Source organism: Halorubrum sp. F4, assembly GCF_027257195.1.
In the GTDB taxonomy this organism is placed as follows: Archaea; Halobacteriota; Halobacteria; order Halobacteriales; family Haloferacaceae; genus Halorubrum.
The window spans coordinates 369,631-383,658 of the sequence record NZ_JAPDFS010000003.1; the positions used below are offsets into that span (position 1 = coordinate 369,631).

The window sequence follows — 14,028 nt, forward strand, 5'->3', positions numbered from 1 at the left end:
GGATTACACCTCCACGTCCGTCGAGCGGCTTTCCGGCGGATTCCGTTCGACCTCCGCGGCCTCCTCCGGGTCCTTGAACCGCTCCGCCGTCTCGACCGGACGGGCGTCGTCGCCCGGCTCATCGCCGATATACACGACGTTCGGTTCGGTTCCGCGATCCTCGAGCAACTGGAACGTCGACGACGAGGACTTCTCGCTGAGGTGCTGGCGCGGTTCGCTTTCCGGGTCCTCCATGTCGCCGAACTTGATCGCGTCCACCGGACAGGTCTGCGCGCAAGCCGTCGTTCCCTGCTGTTGGGGGTCCTCCTGTCTGTGCGCACAGAAGGTACACTTACTCATCACCCCCTCCGGCTGCGGACCGGACGCACTCGTTCCCCGAGGCGAGATCCCCTCTTCGTGTGCCGGGTCGTGCCACGGGGGTTTTCCCTCTGCGCTGTCGACGACGTCCGACATCGCGCCGGAACCAAACTCGTCGTCGCCGCTGCTCTCGCCGTGTCCGTGACCGTACTGGGCATCCTCCGGGTGCATGAACTGCGCGTAGTTCACGCCGTACGGACAGCCGATCTCGCAGTACCGACAGCCGATACACCGGTCGTAGTCGGTGAGGACGATCCCGTCCTCCTCGCGTTTGAACCGCGCCGACGTCGGACACGCCGACGCACAGGACGGCTCCGAGCAGTGCTGGCACGGGCGGGGCATGAACTGCTGTTGGGTGTCCGGGTACTCGCCCTTCTCGTACCGGAACACGTGCATCCAGAACGCCCCGCGTGGCGTGCTGTTCTCGACCTTACAGGCCTCCATACAGGCCCGGCAGCCGTAACAACGCTCTAAGTCGATCGCCATTCCGAGCTGTGTCATCAGTCATCACCTCCGGCGTGCTCGACCTTCGCACGGATCTGGAACGCCTGCCCGTTGTCCAGTCCGACGTAGCCGGGTCCGCTCGGGAACAGTTTGTTCACGTTCGGCCCCTCGTCGAGGGCCTCGCTCTCGGGGTCCTTCCACGAGCCGTGGTGCGGCGGCAGCCCGACCGTACCGGGCGTGACGCCTTCGAGCACCATCGCGTTGCCCCGGCCGCGGTACGTCTCGCCCGTCATCGCGTTGTGCGTCTCGATGACGACCTCTTGGCCGTTCTCGATCCCGAGGCGCTCGGCGTCCTGCGCGCTGATCCGGATCGGGCTCTCCGGCGCGATCTCGTTGAGCAGCTTGTTGTTCGCCGTTCGCGACTGCTTGTGTTCGATCTGGTGGAACGTGTAGGTCGTCAGGTCGTACTCGTCCGGCGATTTGAAGGCCGTCGGCTCCCGCCACGTCGGGAATCCGTTGTAGTCTTGAATGTACGGAAAGTCGGACTCGTCGAATCCCTCCTGTGCCATCAGTTCGTCGACGCGGTCGCCCATTCGAACGAGCGTCTCGCTGTAGAGGTCGTGTTTGACGTCGTAGGGGTTGTACTCGCCGTACCCGTTGTCGCTCCCCCACGTGTACGCGTATCGGTTGCCACCGCCGACCTCCCACTCGGTGTTGATGACGTTGCCCTCGCGGAACCACTCGAGGCTCTTACCCTTCGTGCGGGCCCAGCGGTCGAGCCCGTCGCGGAGGAACTCGTGCGGGTCGTCCGGCGCCTCGTCGGTACCTGAGTAGGCGTATTCGGTCCCGTCGAGTCCGAGCTCGGCGTTGATGTCGGCGACGTACTCCTCGTATGCATCGACGGCCTTCGCGAGCTGGATGAAAATCTCGGCATCCGGCTTGCTGTCGAACAGCGGATCCATCGAGGGGAACCGGATGTGCTCGATCTCGCCGGTGCCGTTCCACCCGCCGGTCGGTCCTTGGAGCTTGTCCGCGGTCGCTGCCGGCAGCACGTAGTCGGCCGCAACGTCGGCGGTCTCGCTCATGAAGGGGTCGACCACGATAGTCGTGTCGAGCTTGCTGAGCGCCTCAACGACGGTGTCGGTCTGCGGCGCCGACAGCGCCGGGTTGGCCATCTGGACGATCATAGCCATCTCGCTCGGCTCGTGCGGGAGGTTGTACTTCTCGGGATCGTTCAGGCTGACCCACGTCTGCGTGTACCCGCCGGAGCTGATCGGGTGGAACATGCTCTCGCCGAGGTCCGGACCGTCCGGGTTCGGCGTGATCTTCTCGGGGTGGTACGCCAAGTCGCGGAATCCCGGTAGGTAGCCGTCGTTCGGCTCGCTGTACTTCCCCTTCCGGACGCGGGTCGAGCCGACGGCGTCGATCGCGCCGACCAGCATCGCCGTCTGATAGTGGGCCATCGTCGTGACCGTACCCATCTCCTGTTGGGCGACGTGGTAGCCGTGCATCCCGACCGGCCGGTATGGCACCTCTTCGCCGTTGACCTCGACCGTCGCACCGATCTTCGCGTGTTCGCCCCACTCGATCGCGATCCGCTCGATGGTGTCGGCGTCGATCCCCGTGATCTCCTCTCCCCACTCGGGGTCGTACTGGTCGAGGTGTTCGACGAACAGCTGGAAGGCGGGCTTCGCCTCGACGCCGTCGACCGTGTATGCTCCGCGGAGCGCCGGATCGTCGGCCTCCTCGTGAGGGACCGGCTCCTCGACGGCCTCGTCGTACACCAACTCGCCGTCGGGCCACTTCCACGCTTCACCGGGGTCCTCGGCGGCGTCGGTCCGGAGGATGTGTCCCTCTTGATCCCCCTCAGTCGCGACGAGACACGGGGCGTTGGTCGCCCGGATCAGGTACTCCTCGTCGACGTATCCCTCCCGGACGAGGACGTGGTTCATCGCGTTGAAGAAGGCCATGTCGGTGCCCGGCTCGATCGGAACCCACTCGTCGGTGTAACTTCCCATCCCGCGCGTCTGCGGGTCGAGCGTCACCGTGTGCATCCCGCCCTCCTTCGCGTCGGCGACCTCTCGGGTCCACGTGATGTTACACGTGTGCGCCCCACCGGAGGTCGTGGCGCCGAACCCCCATGCGAGGAAGTAGTCGCAGTTCTCGAAGTCGGTCTCGGAAACGCCGTGCGTCCCAAAGATCAGCTCTTGGGCGCGGTATCCCGAGTCCGAGCAGGTGGCTCCATGTCCGTATTTCTCCATACTACCGTACTTGTTACTCGTGCCAGTCACCCACGCGTCCTCCTGCCACTGCGGGGACTTTTTCCGGCCGACTTGGAAGACGACTCGTCGCGGGTCGTCCTCGAGCTTCGTCGTGAGATCGTCGCCGATCTCGTCCATCGCCTGCTCCCAACTGATCTCCTCCCACTCCCCGTGTTGGCCCTTCCCGTTCGTTCGTTTCAGCGGGGCCTTGATCCGATGGGGGTCGTACACCTGCGCGATCTGCGCTTGTCCCTTCGGACAGAGTCCGCCGCCCGTCCGGCGCTCGTCGGGATGACCCTCGTACTTGATGACGCGGTTCCCGACCTTCTTTGCCACGGCGGCACAGTCCTGCTTGCCGATCCAGCAGGCGGTCGGGACCTGTTCGTACTCCAACTCGCCCGACTGGGCGTCGGCCTCCTGTAGGAACGACGCGCTGCCGCCGATACCGAGTGCCGCGGCCGCGACGCCGCCGGCCTTCAAGGCGTCCCGTCTCGTGAGATCGAGCCCGTCGCTACTCATCGTCGAACCCCTCCGGTTTCGTCGGTCGGTCGTCGACGCCGAACTCGTCTTTCACCTGCTCGTGGTACTTTTCGTGGAACTCCTCTTCTGTCAACTCTCCACGGGCGAGACGGACCGCATCCCGACCCATCTCTTTGCCCAGTTCGGTGTCGTACTCGACGTCACCGAGCCGTTCCTCGGCCCAGCCGTCGAACTCGGCGTCTTCGATATCGGGTGGATCTCGATGGTCTCGCTCCATATCTACCGATTCGATCCCAGCCGACCAATGGGTGGCCCTGCATATTACAGCGATTTAAGTACTGAACAGACATTCATCGAACGATTTCAAATGCGACGAAAAAATAAGTGGTCGATTTCCGACGATTCTTCGCAAACACCCTCTTTAGGGAAAATCTACTTCATATTACAGCCACAGGAGTTCGGTGCGGAGCGTCGTCTGTTCTCACATGGAATTTGAAGAACCTCTTAATCGACGAACCCGGAGAGAATTTCTTGGAGCCGTTCTCACCGGCACGGTCGCTGGGATCGGTGGCTGTCTGGGCGACGATACCAAAGGTGATCCAGCGGCAGAGACGGTATCCGCCTCGGAGCGGGCGGCGTGGCTAGATGACGCTAACGGGTACAACGGTGTGGCCGACCGCACCGGTCGAGAGACCGTTCGAGTTGCGGTCGGTCCCGAGTCGGCGACGCTAGCGTTCGTTCCTACCGCGGTCCGGATCGACCCGGGGACGACTATTCGGTGGGAGTGGGGCCCGGACGACACGGAGCACAACGTCGTCGGCGTCGACACAGAGTTCGAGAGCGAACTGACGGCTACAGCCGACCACGCCTTCAGTCGGGAGTTCGACGAGCCGGGGACGGTGCGATACCACTGTCGACCGCACCGCGGGCTAGACATGGTCGGTGCCATCATCGTCGACGGCGAGTGACACTGGTTCAAACCTTCATATTATTTAATGAACTACATATTTCACCGCTGGCTGTTTGCTTGTTTCAGTGTAACAATCCGATAACACGAACACACCGATGGCCACGAACGATGCGAGCGATGACGGCGGGCACACGGTCTCGATAGAGATCGATCCGGGTGTCGACGTCGCGGCCGTGCTAGGTACCATCGCGGATCTCGACGTCGACGGAGCACGGGTCCGTGACGTCCGCGACGAAGAGCGGTCGACGGTCACGGTCGATCTTGAGGAGATGACCGCGGTACAGCGACAGACGCTGCTACGAGCCGTGGAAGCCGGTTACTACTCCGATCCGCGGGAGGCGACGCTCACGGATCTCGCGGCCGAGTTCGATGTTTCCAAGTCTGCCGTCTCACAGCGGCTTCGAGGCGCCGAGACGACCATCGTCCGACGGGTAGTGGAGGGAATGTCCCACGAGCAGTCGTCTGACTCGACGACAGCGTTCGACTCCACTGAGTGATCAATCGAGCAGCTCGCATCGTCATTCCGTGGTAACGCTCATCTGGGTTTTTATTCTGGGTCTTGGAATCCAATCGTATGCCTGACGCTATCCAAGACACCGACGAACTCCCGTCCACGGCGAGCGATCTCGCGGCCGAACACCCGGAGGTGTGGGACGAGTACGCCGATTTGGGGAAAGCCTGCTCCGAGGCGGGTCCGATCGACGGAGAGGAGAAACGCCTCGTCAAACTTGCACTGGCGGCCGGCTCCGAATCGGAAGGAGCCGTCCACTCGCATGTCCGGCGTGCACTCGAGGAGGGCGTCGATCCCGAGGCGCTTCGGCACGTCGCCCTTCTGGCCGTTCCGACGATCGGATTCCCGAAAGCGATGGCAGTGCTGACGTGGATCGACGATCTCGTCGACGAGGAGTGAGCGACGGATCAACCCGATCCGTGCCGTCAGTCCTTCTAGAGCCCGATAATCCGAGACACCTTTTTGTAGCCGTTCGTCGAACCCGCAATTGATGAGAACGACAGAGCGACCGTCGACCGGAGGAAGCGACGGCACAGAGGAGGCTCGTCGCCTCTACGTCGAGTTCGACCTGTCCGCGTCCGGTACGGTCGCCTGTCCGCTCGAAGAGGTCGGTCCGAACGCGGATCGGATCGACCGGCAGTCTGCTAACGGTGAGTGTCACACCGAAGCGACGCGCAAGCCCGACGACGAGACGGCGGGTACGACCGAGACAGAGGTCCGTCACACGAAAGCCGAGATCACCCCGGAGTGTTACTGCCCGATTTTCTTCGAGTACGACTGTATTCCGAAGGTCACAGAGGTCACCGACGAGGGAGTCGTCATCCGGACGTATCTCCCCGATCGCGACCGTCTCTCCGCGCTGATAGAGGACCTCGGAGACGTGACAGAGAGCCTTTCGTTGCGGAAGCTCACGCGGATTGACTCCGTCGAGGGCGACCAATCTAACCGTATCACGCTCGATCTCTCTACGCTGACCGAGACCGAACAGGAGACGGCCGCAATGGCGGTCGCGTCAGGCTACTACGAGACGCCACGGGCGACGAGCGTCGGCGAGCTCGCCGCGGAGCTCGACATCACGAAGTCGGCGATGTCCCAGCGGCTAAACTCGGTCGAATCGAAGCTCGCGCTCGCCGCCTTTCAGTAAGCCGTCCTCCTTCCGATAGAGCCACAGACGCGAGGCTGTCAGGCCGCCGTGAAGAGTCGTTCAATCGCTTCGCCGATCGCCTCGTTCGCTCTCGCGGTGTCGTCCGCCAGCACTACCAGATGAACAACGTCGTCAAGCTCGTCGAAGAGCGACTGCTGATGGTGAACGCGGGCCTCGCGAATGCCGTCCACCGAACGGAGGCGCCTGTTGGCCGCATCGACTCGCGTCGTCACATCGTCGGTGAGAGCCAGTTCAGCCACCGGTACGGTGCTCGTCGCGATGCCCTCTCGATCGCCCGACTCGAGTGAGCCACGAAGCTCCACCACGAGGGACGCCGGGGTCTCGTACGACGGGAGCGTCTCGATGATATCCGTTACTTCGCCGAGATCGAGGTCGTCGGCGTCGGCGGCCGTCGTCACCACCGGAGGCGCGGTCGATCGATCACCGAGTGACACCTTCGGAAGGCGACTCTCGCTGAACCCCTCGACGAGAACGTAGTCGCACTCGCGTGCGAAGTCGTCGAGCATATCTTCGAGCGTCCACCTGTCACCGGTGCTGAACCAGTCCCCGTCGTCGGTGACTCCGGCAGTACGCGCCGATCCGGCCTCCCGATGTCTGGCGGTATCCTTCCCGTCGGTATCGATGTCCGGATCGTGGGTGAGCCGTTTCATCGTTCCCACCGTCCCACGGTGGCTGAGCCGGGCCGCGAGTCCCGCGACGACGGTCGTCTTTCCAGAGTCCGACGGTCCGGCGACACCGAGTACTTTCATACACCAACTCGTTCGTAGATCGATAAATAGCGTCCGGAGAGATACGGGGACGCTGTCAGGGCTCCCGAATCCCCGACGAATTCATCACGGAGTAGCGTATCAGTTCGATTAATGGTCCTGTTCTGGATAGGCGTTCACTCGCTCCGCGGACCGAACCGATGACCACGGGACTCGTCCTTGCCGGCGGGCGATCGGTGCGGTTCGGCGATGTCGACAAGGCCCTCGCCGAGTTCGACGGTTCGTCGCTGATACGACAGGTAATCGATACGTTTGATGTGTCGACCGATCGGATCCTGATCAGCTGTCGGGAAACACAGCGTCCCCGAATCGAAACGGCCGTATCCGGGATCGAAACGCCGCTCAGTTGGACTATCGATACCGAGTCGATCGGTCCGCTCGGGGGGATCAGAGACGGCCTCGAACGAAGCCGATCCGAGTGGACGTTCGTCGTCGGGTGCGATTTCCCACTCGTCGATCGCCGTCTCCTCGCTGCGCTCGCCGCGACAGACGAAGGCGATGCGATCGTACCGGTAGACTGTGACGCACAACTCCAACCGCTCTGTGGACGGTATAGGACAACACCGACCCTCAAAGCGATCCGGTCACTTCTCGAAACCGGTGAGCGGCGGCCGATGGAACTCCTCACCCGGTTGGAAACGACGACGATAGACGTTCGTGAACTGTCCGCTACCGTACGGGAACAACTCGTGAACGTCAACACCCCCGGGGATCTGGCTCAACTCGATCCCGGAACACGCGATCGCTGACCTATCGCGTTCGGATGAGAGCGTCTACAAGTGCCTCCGCCCGTTCCGTCGCCGAGTAACTACGCGACCGTCCGTCCTTCCGTTTCTCCACCAGTCCGGCGTCACAGAGAAGCGTTAACGCGTGGCTGACGGCGCTATCGCTCACCGACACATAGGGTGTGATTTCGTCGAACCTGACCGCGCCGTCCGCCTCGACGAGTAGTCGGACGAGTCGATACCGGGTTTCGTATCCGAACGCCGATAACGTCTTAACGTCGACGGTGGTCGCCGTATCGTCGATCAGCGTGTCGAGATCTGTCCCAGAAATCGGATCGGACGAGGAGTTGGCCATTGCCGACGTGTTTCGCCGCGATCGGATTAATTGTTCTGTCGATGTTCGACGACCGGCAGTGGAATGAAACGGGACCTCCGACGGAACTGAACGGCAGACAGCGGTTATTCTTCGGCCGCGATCACGTCAAGTTGGACGTCTGCCCCGCCGGGAAGCGAACAGACACCGACGACAGTCCGCGGCGGGAACGCAACGTCATCGAACCGCGACTCGTATGCTCGGTCGACGGCCGCTGTCTCTGCGTCTGCGAGTTGTATCTCGACTTTCATCACGTCGTCAAGCGACGCGTTGCGGTTTTCGAGCATCAGTTCGAGCCGGTCTAGACACGTCTCGATCTGCTCGCCGATCGGCTCCGATCCCTTCACGTCTCCATTGATCTCTGGGAGAATACCCTGAAAGAAGATCAGATCCGACTCGCCGGTCCGCATTCCGAACGCACCGATGTTCTCGATGCCGTCACGTTGGCGCTTGCTCTCCTCGCTCAGCGACTCGTCGATATCCATCTTATTTTTACGATGCATTCGGTCACCACGTTCGGTCATCTGTCTCGACATACGATTTAGTATTCTCTCAAATGTAAAAGAACGTTTCGATCCAGACGGTGTCTGCTGGCAACGGCAGACACAGCCCATCTCCATAGAACTCGAATAAAGAAGCCTGTATGAACCGAAATATCTCATATGGGGTCGTGATGTCGATGGACTTCGGATGCGGACCTTCGGTTCTATCTCAGTTGAACATACTTCGCTCTCATCGAACTTAGAGAGTCGATTAAGCGATCGACCAAATGAGTTAAGTTATATCGTGTTATATCGATTTGTATGCCGATACTCAACCGGCTTCTCGGTGGCGAGTCGAACGACGGGGAGAGCTGCTGTGACATGCAGATCGAGGAAATAGACGCCGACGAGGCTGACGAGGACGCGCCGAACGAGAACGCCGACCGCGCGGAGGACTGACCGACGATGTCGAACGGACCGAACGCGGCAGGTCGAGGGGACTCTGAATCCGCGAGCGGGACCCTCCGACGGACGGAGGGCGAGGCCTGCTGTGACGGGCCGTTCCCGGCGACTCGGCGGGCCGACGACGCGGTCGTCGAGGCGGAGCTGTCGTCGTTCAAGGCGCTGGCCAACGAGAAGCGGCTCGCGATCGTTCACGCGCTCCGAGAGGGCGAGCTCTGCGCCTGCGAACTGGAGACCGTGCTCGACGCGCCGCAGTCGACGGTCGCCTCGCACCTCCGGACGCTCCGCGACGCGGGCATCGTCAACACCCGTAAGGACGGGAAGTGGACGTACTACCGCATCGCGGACACAGCGAGCCTCCAATTACTCGATCTGGCCGCCGCGCTGGGTGAGAGCCGATGATCCCGCCGGGCACTGAAGCGGCGCTGCTCGACTCGTGGGACTACTTCCTCCACCTTGCGATGGTCCTCACCCCGCTGTTCATCGGCGCGTCGTTCCTCGTCGGGCTCGCACAGGAGTATCTCCCCCCAGAGCGCGTCGAGGAGATGCTCCGGGCGCGCGACCACGGGAGCGGGAACGTCCTCGCGGCGGGGCTCGGCGCGGTGACCCCGTTCTGCTCGTGTTCGACCGTTCCCGTGTTGGCGGGCCTGCTGGGTGCCGGCGCGCCGACGGGGATGGCCTTTTCGTTCCTACTCGCCTCGCCGATCGTCAACTGGATCGCCGTGTTCCTGCTCTTCGGCCTGTTCGGGACCGGCGTCACCGTCGCGTACGTGACGACCGCCCTGCTCGCAGCGATCGTCGCGGGCCTGATCATTGGTACTCTCGACCTCGACAAGCACATCAAGGACGTCCGAATTACGGCGGGGGGCCGCGAGATCGCGACAGATGGCGGTGCTCCCGCCTCTGACACCTCGAAGGCAGCTGGTGCCGCGTCCGGCTGTAGCGAGTGCGGGACGACCGCGACAAATCGAACCCACACGGAACGCGTGACTGCGGCGGGGGAGGGCGCACTCTCCTTCTTCCGCGACACGCTTCCGTACATCGCGGTCGGGATCGCGATCGGCGCGCTGATCCACGGGGCGGTGCCCGCGGAGTTCCTCCAGCGGATCGCCGGTCCGGGGAACCCGCTCGCGACGCCGGTCGCCGCGCTCGCCGGCGCGCCGATCTACGTAAGCATCAGCGGGATGTTACCGATTGCGCACTCGCTCACCGAGGCGGGCATCCCGATCGGGACGGTGATCGCATTCGTCATCGGCGGCGCGGGGATCAGCATCCCGAACCTGATCTTGTTGAACAAGCTGTTCGAACGCCGACTGCTCGCGATCTACGCGACGACGGTCGTGACGATCGGGATCACGGTCGGTGTGCTGTTCAACACCGTCTTCGCCGGCTTGCTCTGAGCCGAGACCCCTCTCACAGCGACCGTGACCCGTCGAGCGCGACGAGGACGGCGTTCGCGCGCGGCGTAGCGCGGTACATCCGCCACTTGCCTTCTTTCCGGCGCGTGACGAGGCCGGCGTCGGTGAGCTTCGAGAGCGCGTGGCTGATCGCGCTGTCGCTCACGTCTAAGAGCGGCGAGAGCTCGCAGACACACAGCTCGTCGTCGTCGGCCGCGTGGAGCATTCGGACAATCTTGTACCGCGTCTCGTTCCCGAGCGCCGACAGCAGTTCGACGTCGGTCTCGAGGTCGGAGCCGCCAATACTCTCATTCAGTTCCTCCAGCTCCGCCAGCCGCTCGGAGAGATCTTCGTCCGTACAGGAGCCGCACTCGTCGGCGACGTACCGTTGGAGACGCTCGGTCGATGACATACCCACAATTGAACTGATACGGGATTAAGCGTTATGGACTGGAATACGTCGCGTTCCGGATCAACGAGAACAGTCCAGTATCGTCTCAGTTATTTTGATTCTATCCCACATAAATTTCTTGTTCTAGATACACTAAAAGGACAGAATAGTTGTCTGGAGACGCTTAAGCTGGCAACAAGTGATACCTACCAGAGAGTAACCCGATCGAAGGGCTTATAATTACTTGAGAGTTTGTTCAATTGAATCGTTCGTGGTTGGTGTGTCACTAGCGCCCTCGTTGCGAACGATAGCTCAGACGATCCGACTCCATCATGACCGAACTCATCCTGTACGAAGAAGCGATGTGTTGCTCCACCGGCGTCTGCGGCCCCGACCCTGACGACGAACTTGTCGAGGTCAGCGCGGCGCTCGACCAGCTCGAAGACGCGTTCGATGATCTCGACGTGAATCGGGCGAACATGCAGCACAATATCGACCAGTTCCTCGAAACGAAGCGGATCTACGACCGCGTGCAGACGAACGGCCCGTCGGTCCTCCCGATCACGGTCGTCGACGACGAGATCGTCGCCGAGGGCGAGTACCTCTCGTACGACGAACTGACCGCGGCTATCGACGGGAGCCTCACGCCACAGGAGGCCTAACGAATGGCACAAACACAGTCAACAACGACGAGCGCGCGTGACATCGTCGAACCGAGTAGCGATGAGACGGAGTTCGTCTTCTTCAGCGGGAAAGGCGGTGTCGGCAAGAGCACTGTGAGCTGTGCGACCGCGACGTGGCTCGCCGACAACGATTACGAGACGCTGCTGGTTACCACCGACCCCGCGCCGAACCTCTCGGACATCTTCGGGCAAACCATCGGCCACGAGGTCACCGCTATCGACGGGATCGACAACCTCTCCGCGATCGAGATCGACCCGGACGCCGCCGCAGAGGCGTACCGACAGGAGACGATCGAGCCGATGCGTGAACTGCTCGGCGAGGAAGAGATACAGACGGTCAAAGAGCAACTCAACAGTCCCTGCGTCGAGGAGATCGCCGCCTTCGACAACTTCGTCGACTTCATGGACAGCCCCGAGTACGACGTTGTCGTCTTTGACACGGCACCGACGGGCCACACGATCCGGCTCATGGAGTTGCCCTCCGACTGGAACGCCGAACTGGAGAAGGGCGGTTCGACCTGCATCGGTCCGGCAGCCTCGATGGAGGATAAGAAGCGGGACTACGAGCGCGCCATCGAGACGCTACAGGACGACGACCGCACCTCATTCGCCTTCGTCGGTAAGCCGGAGGACTCCTCGATCGACGAGATCGAACGCAGCGCGAGCGACCTCGCCGAGCTCGGGATCGAGTCGCAGCTGTTGATCCTCAACGGTTACCTCCCCCAGTCGGTGTGTGACGATCCCTTCTTCGAGGGGAAGCGCGCGGACGAGCAGGCCGTCATCGGCCGCGCCCGTGAGGAGTTCGACGCCGACGTGACTGCGACGTACCCGCTTCAGCCCGGAGAGATCGCCGGTCTCGATCTGCTGGCAGATGTCGGTGGCGTCCTCTACGACGGCGCGGAAGCGACCGTCGACGTCGGGACCGCGACCGGCGTGGACGCCGACGGCGGGGTCGACTTCGATTCGATGGCGGACCCCGACGCGGTCGTCGATCAACTGATGCCGGGCGAGGAGACGCAGTACCTCTTTTTCACCGGCAAGGGCGGCGTCGGCAAGAGCACGGTCGCCTCGACGGCGGCGACGAAGCTCGCCGAGGCGGGCCACGAGACACTCGTCGTCACGACCGATCCGGCCGCGCATCTCGAGGATATCTTCGGCGAGCCAGTCGGTCACGAACCTACCTCGGTCGGCCAAGCCAACCTCGATGCAGCACGGATCGACCAACAAAAGGCGCTCGAAGAGTACCGCGAGCAGGTCCTCAACCACGTCACGGAGATGTACGAGGAGAAGGAGGACACCCAGATCGACGTCGACGCCGCGATCGCGAACGTCGAAGAGGAGTTGGAGTCTCCCTGCGCCGAGGAGATGGCCGCACTCGAGAAGTTCGTGAGCTACTTCGACGAGGACGGCTACGATGTCGTCGTCTTCGATACGGCCCCCACGGGGCACACGCTCCGTCTGCTCGAACTCCCCTCCGACTGGAAGGGATTCATGGATCTCGGCTCGCTGACGAAGGGCGCCGCGCCCGCGAAGGGCGATCAGTACGACGAAGTCATCGAGACGATGAAAGACCCCGAACAGAGCACCTTCGCGTTCGTGATGTATCCCGAGTATACGCCCATGATGGAGGCGTATCGGGCCGCCGCCGACCTGAAAGACCAAGTCGGCATCGAGACTTCGCTCGTCGTCGCCAACTACCTCCTCCCCGACGAGTACGGCGACAACGCCTTCTTCGCGAACCGGCGCGCTCAACAGGCGCAGTACCTCGACGAGATCCGGGACCGGTTCGACGCGCCGCTGATGTTGGCGCCGCTCCGACAGGACGAGCCGATCGGGCTCGACGAGCTGAGCGCCTTCGGCGAGGAGATCACCGGGCTGGCGGACGTCACCGAAGCGGACGCCCCGGAGGTGACGCCCTCGTGAGCGACGCGCAGGGTTCGGACGACGTGACAGAGAGCGTCACGGACGCGTCCACAGATGAGGACGTAGAGGCGAACGTCGAGGCGGCGCTCCGCGAGTTTCTCGACGCGCTCGACGGGTCGGAGACGTATCAGCGATTCGTCGAGGCCGACGAGGTGCTACAGGCGGACGACGACGCGATGGCGCTACTCCGCGAGTACCAGCGAAAGCAACAACAGATGCAACGCGGCGGCTTCGACGAGTCAGTGATGGCAGAGCTGAAACAGCTCCAGACCGAAATGTCGGACAACGAGACGATCCGGCGTCAGCAGGCCGCACAGGCCGATCTGATAGAGCTTCTCCAGCAGACGAACGACGCCATCAGCGACGAGATCGGCGAGGAGTTCGCGCGGTCCACCGGAGGTGGGTGCTGTTGAGTACTCCCGATCAGGACGCCGTCGAGGACGGAGTCACGGATGACGAGGTCGTCGCGGCCGCCGAGGTGCTCGGCGAGGAACTCGCGGCGGCGAAAGAGTCGTCATCGGAGTTCGCGTTCACGACGATGGTGATGCAGTGTAACGAGGCGATCGGCGACGAGACTGGGATCGACTACGGCAGCGTCTGCGGCGACGACGACGGCTGCTGTTAACGGGGCTCAGAT

Annotated in this window: 19 protein-coding genes; 12 read left to right on the forward strand and 7 right to left on the reverse strand. The window is 62.6% G+C overall.

Features of this window, described 5'->3' with window-relative positions:
- Positions 1-3 precede the first annotated feature (3 nt).
- From OKW78_RS10310 to OKW78_RS10320, 3 genes are read right to left on the reverse strand one after another with little or no spacing between them, the layout of a single operon-like run.
- Entirely contained in the window at positions 4-858 is an 855-nt protein-coding gene (locus OKW78_RS10310; RefSeq protein ID WP_281195078.1) for a 4Fe-4S dicluster domain-containing protein, read from the reverse strand.
- The gene (locus tag OKW78_RS10315) at positions 858-3,581 is read right to left on the reverse strand and encodes a molybdopterin-dependent oxidoreductase (RefSeq protein WP_281195079.1); all 2,724 of its coding nucleotides are present in this window, start codon (positions 3,579-3,581) and stop codon (positions 858-860) included. The genes OKW78_RS10310 and OKW78_RS10315 overlap by 1 nt, the downstream gene beginning before the upstream one ends.
- Positions 3,574-3,819 carry a 4Fe-4S ferredoxin N-terminal domain-containing protein gene (locus tag OKW78_RS10320; RefSeq protein ID WP_281195080.1) on the reverse strand — a complete coding sequence of 82 codons (246 nt, stop codon included), beginning with the start codon at positions 3,817-3,819 and terminating at the stop codon, positions 3,574-3,576. Before OKW78_RS10320 ends, OKW78_RS10315 begins: the two co-directional genes overlap by 8 nt.
- Positions 3,820-4,027: 208 nt before the next feature.
- Between OKW78_RS10320 and OKW78_RS10325 the strand changes: the two genes are divergently transcribed.
- From OKW78_RS10325 to OKW78_RS10340, 4 genes are all read left to right on the forward strand, one after another.
- Positions 4,028-4,510 carry a halocyanin domain-containing protein gene (locus OKW78_RS10325; protein WP_281195081.1) on the forward strand — a complete coding sequence of 161 codons (483 nt, stop codon included), beginning with the start codon at positions 4,028-4,030 and terminating at the stop codon, positions 4,508-4,510.
- Between the two features lie 97 nt (positions 4,511-4,607).
- Positions 4,608-5,009, forward strand: coding sequence for a helix-turn-helix domain-containing protein (locus OKW78_RS10330; RefSeq protein ID WP_281195082.1), 402 nt, complete (start codon positions 4,608-4,610; stop codon positions 5,007-5,009).
- Between the two features lie 77 nt (positions 5,010-5,086).
- The gene (locus tag OKW78_RS10335; protein ID WP_281195083.1) at positions 5,087-5,422 is read left to right on the forward strand and encodes a carboxymuconolactone decarboxylase family protein; all 336 of its coding nucleotides are present in this window, start codon (positions 5,087-5,089) and stop codon (positions 5,420-5,422) included.
- Positions 5,423-5,513: 91 nt separating this feature from the next.
- Positions 5,514-6,167: a helix-turn-helix domain-containing protein gene (locus OKW78_RS10340; protein ID WP_281195084.1), complete on the forward strand. Its 654-nt coding sequence runs from the start codon at positions 5,514-5,516 to the stop codon at positions 6,165-6,167.
- Between the two features lie 38 nt (positions 6,168-6,205).
- On the opposite strand, the gene mobB is transcribed toward OKW78_RS10340, so the two are convergent.
- Positions 6,206-6,937, reverse strand: a complete 732-nt coding sequence (gene mobB / locus OKW78_RS10345) for a molybdopterin-guanine dinucleotide biosynthesis protein B (RefSeq protein ID WP_281195085.1) — start codon at positions 6,935-6,937, stop codon at positions 6,206-6,208.
- A gap of 158 nt (positions 6,938-7,095) precedes the next feature.
- On the opposite strand from mobB, the gene OKW78_RS10350 reads away from it, so the two are divergent.
- Positions 7,096-7,704 carry a molybdenum cofactor guanylyltransferase gene (locus OKW78_RS10350; RefSeq protein ID WP_281195086.1) on the forward strand — a complete coding sequence of 203 codons (609 nt, stop codon included), beginning with the start codon at positions 7,096-7,098 and terminating at the stop codon, positions 7,702-7,704.
- 1 nt (position 7,705) lies between these two features.
- Here the strand turns inward: OKW78_RS10350 and OKW78_RS10355 are convergent, their stop codons facing one another.
- Both OKW78_RS10355 and OKW78_RS10360 read right to left on the reverse strand, forming a co-directional pair.
- Positions 7,706-8,035 (reverse strand): helix-turn-helix transcriptional regulator, encoded by a 330-nt coding sequence (locus OKW78_RS10355; RefSeq protein WP_281195087.1) that lies wholly within the window; start codon positions 8,033-8,035, stop codon positions 7,706-7,708.
- Positions 8,036-8,139: 104 nt separating this feature from the next.
- A complete protein-coding gene (locus OKW78_RS10360) occupies positions 8,140-8,589 on the reverse strand; it encodes a RidA family protein (protein WP_281195088.1) in 450 nt (149 codons plus the stop codon).
- Between the two features lie 267 nt (positions 8,590-8,856).
- On the opposite strand from OKW78_RS10360, the gene OKW78_RS10365 reads away from it, so the two are divergent.
- Genes OKW78_RS10365 through OKW78_RS10375 form a run of 3 tightly spaced genes read left to right on the forward strand, consistent with a single transcriptional unit; the run spans position 8,857 to position 10,397 of the window.
- Complete coding sequence (locus OKW78_RS10365; RefSeq protein ID WP_281195089.1) at positions 8,857-8,994, forward strand: hypothetical protein; 138 nt, start codon at positions 8,857-8,859, stop codon at positions 8,992-8,994.
- A gap of 6 nt (positions 8,995-9,000) precedes the next feature.
- Complete coding sequence (locus OKW78_RS10370) at positions 9,001-9,399, forward strand: metalloregulator ArsR/SmtB family transcription factor (protein WP_281195090.1); 399 nt, start codon at positions 9,001-9,003, stop codon at positions 9,397-9,399.
- Positions 9,396-10,397: a permease gene (locus OKW78_RS10375; protein WP_281195091.1), complete on the forward strand. Its 1,002-nt coding sequence runs from the start codon at positions 9,396-9,398 to the stop codon at positions 10,395-10,397. The genes OKW78_RS10370 and OKW78_RS10375 overlap by 4 nt, the downstream gene beginning before the upstream one ends.
- A gap of 13 nt (positions 10,398-10,410) precedes the next feature.
- Here OKW78_RS10375 and OKW78_RS10380 read toward each other — a convergent pair whose 3' ends face one another.
- A complete protein-coding gene (locus OKW78_RS10380) occupies positions 10,411-10,806 on the reverse strand; it encodes a metalloregulator ArsR/SmtB family transcription factor (protein ID WP_281195092.1) in 396 nt (131 codons plus the stop codon).
- A 311-nt stretch (positions 10,807-11,117) separates the two neighbouring features.
- Between OKW78_RS10380 and arsD the strand changes: the two genes are divergently transcribed.
- The 4 genes from arsD to hcsS are packed head-to-tail and all read left to right on the forward strand — an operon-like array spanning position 11,118 to position 14,016.
- Complete coding sequence (gene arsD, locus OKW78_RS10385) at positions 11,118-11,447, forward strand: arsenite efflux transporter metallochaperone ArsD (protein ID WP_281195093.1); 330 nt, start codon at positions 11,118-11,120, stop codon at positions 11,445-11,447.
- 3 nt (positions 11,448-11,450) lie between these two features.
- Positions 11,451-13,391, forward strand: coding sequence for an arsenical pump-driving ATPase (arsA, locus tag OKW78_RS10390; protein WP_281195094.1), 1,941 nt, complete (start codon positions 11,451-11,453; stop codon positions 13,389-13,391).
- Positions 13,388-13,804: a halo-CC-star protein HcsL gene (gene hcsL / locus OKW78_RS10395; protein WP_281195095.1), complete on the forward strand. Its 417-nt coding sequence runs from the start codon at positions 13,388-13,390 to the stop codon at positions 13,802-13,804. Before arsA ends, hcsL begins: the two co-directional genes overlap by 4 nt.
- On the forward strand, positions 13,795-14,016 hold the full coding sequence (gene hcsS, locus OKW78_RS10400) for a halo-CC-star protein HcsS (RefSeq protein ID WP_281195096.1): 222 nt from the start codon (positions 13,795-13,797) through the stop codon (positions 14,014-14,016). The genes hcsL and hcsS overlap by 10 nt, the downstream gene beginning before the upstream one ends.
- The last annotated feature ends 12 nt before the right edge of the window (positions 14,017-14,028 follow it).

Coding starts and splice junctions, on each gene's coding strand:
- OKW78_RS10370 (WP_281195090.1), top strand. CDS start 9,001: ATGTCGAACGGACCGAACGCGGCAGGTCGAGGGGACTCTGAATCCGCG.
- OKW78_RS10325 (WP_281195081.1), top strand. CDS start 4,028: ATGGAATTTGAAGAACCTCTTAATCGACGAACCCGGAGAGAATTTCTT.
- OKW78_RS10375 (WP_281195091.1), top strand. CDS start 9,396: ATGATCCCGCCGGGCACTGAAGCGGCGCTGCTCGACTCGTGGGACTAC.
- OKW78_RS10355 (WP_281195087.1), bottom strand. CDS start 8,035: ATGGCCAACTCCTCGTCCGATCCGATTTCTGGGACAGATCTCGACACG.
- arsA (WP_281195094.1), top strand. CDS start 11,451: ATGGCACAAACACAGTCAACAACGACGAGCGCGCGTGACATCGTCGAA.
- OKW78_RS10360 (WP_281195088.1), bottom strand. CDS start 8,589: ATGTCGAGACAGATGACCGAACGTGGTGACCGAATGCATCGTAAAAAT.
- OKW78_RS10350 (WP_281195086.1), top strand. CDS start 7,096: ATGACCACGGGACTCGTCCTTGCCGGCGGGCGATCGGTGCGGTTCGGC.
- OKW78_RS10340 (WP_281195084.1), top strand. CDS start 5,514: ATGAGAACGACAGAGCGACCGTCGACCGGAGGAAGCGACGGCACAGAG.
- OKW78_RS10380 (WP_281195092.1), bottom strand. CDS start 10,806: ATGTCATCGACCGAGCGTCTCCAACGGTACGTCGCCGACGAGTGCGGC.
- OKW78_RS10330 (WP_281195082.1), top strand. CDS start 4,608: ATGGCCACGAACGATGCGAGCGATGACGGCGGGCACACGGTCTCGATA.
- OKW78_RS10365 (WP_281195089.1), top strand. CDS start 8,857: ATGCCGATACTCAACCGGCTTCTCGGTGGCGAGTCGAACGACGGGGAG.
- OKW78_RS10320 (WP_281195080.1), bottom strand. CDS start 3,819: ATGGAGCGAGACCATCGAGATCCACCCGATATCGAAGACGCCGAGTTC.
- mobB (WP_281195085.1), bottom strand. CDS start 6,937: ATGAAAGTACTCGGTGTCGCCGGACCGTCGGACTCTGGAAAGACGACC.
- arsD (WP_281195093.1), top strand. CDS start 11,118: ATGACCGAACTCATCCTGTACGAAGAAGCGATGTGTTGCTCCACCGGC.
- OKW78_RS10315 (WP_281195079.1), bottom strand. CDS start 3,581: ATGAGTAGCGACGGGCTCGATCTCACGAGACGGGACGCCTTGAAGGCC.
- OKW78_RS10335 (WP_281195083.1), top strand. CDS start 5,087: ATGCCTGACGCTATCCAAGACACCGACGAACTCCCGTCCACGGCGAGC.
- OKW78_RS10310 (WP_281195078.1), bottom strand. CDS start 858: ATGACACAGCTCGGAATGGCGATCGACTTAGAGCGTTGTTACGGCTGC.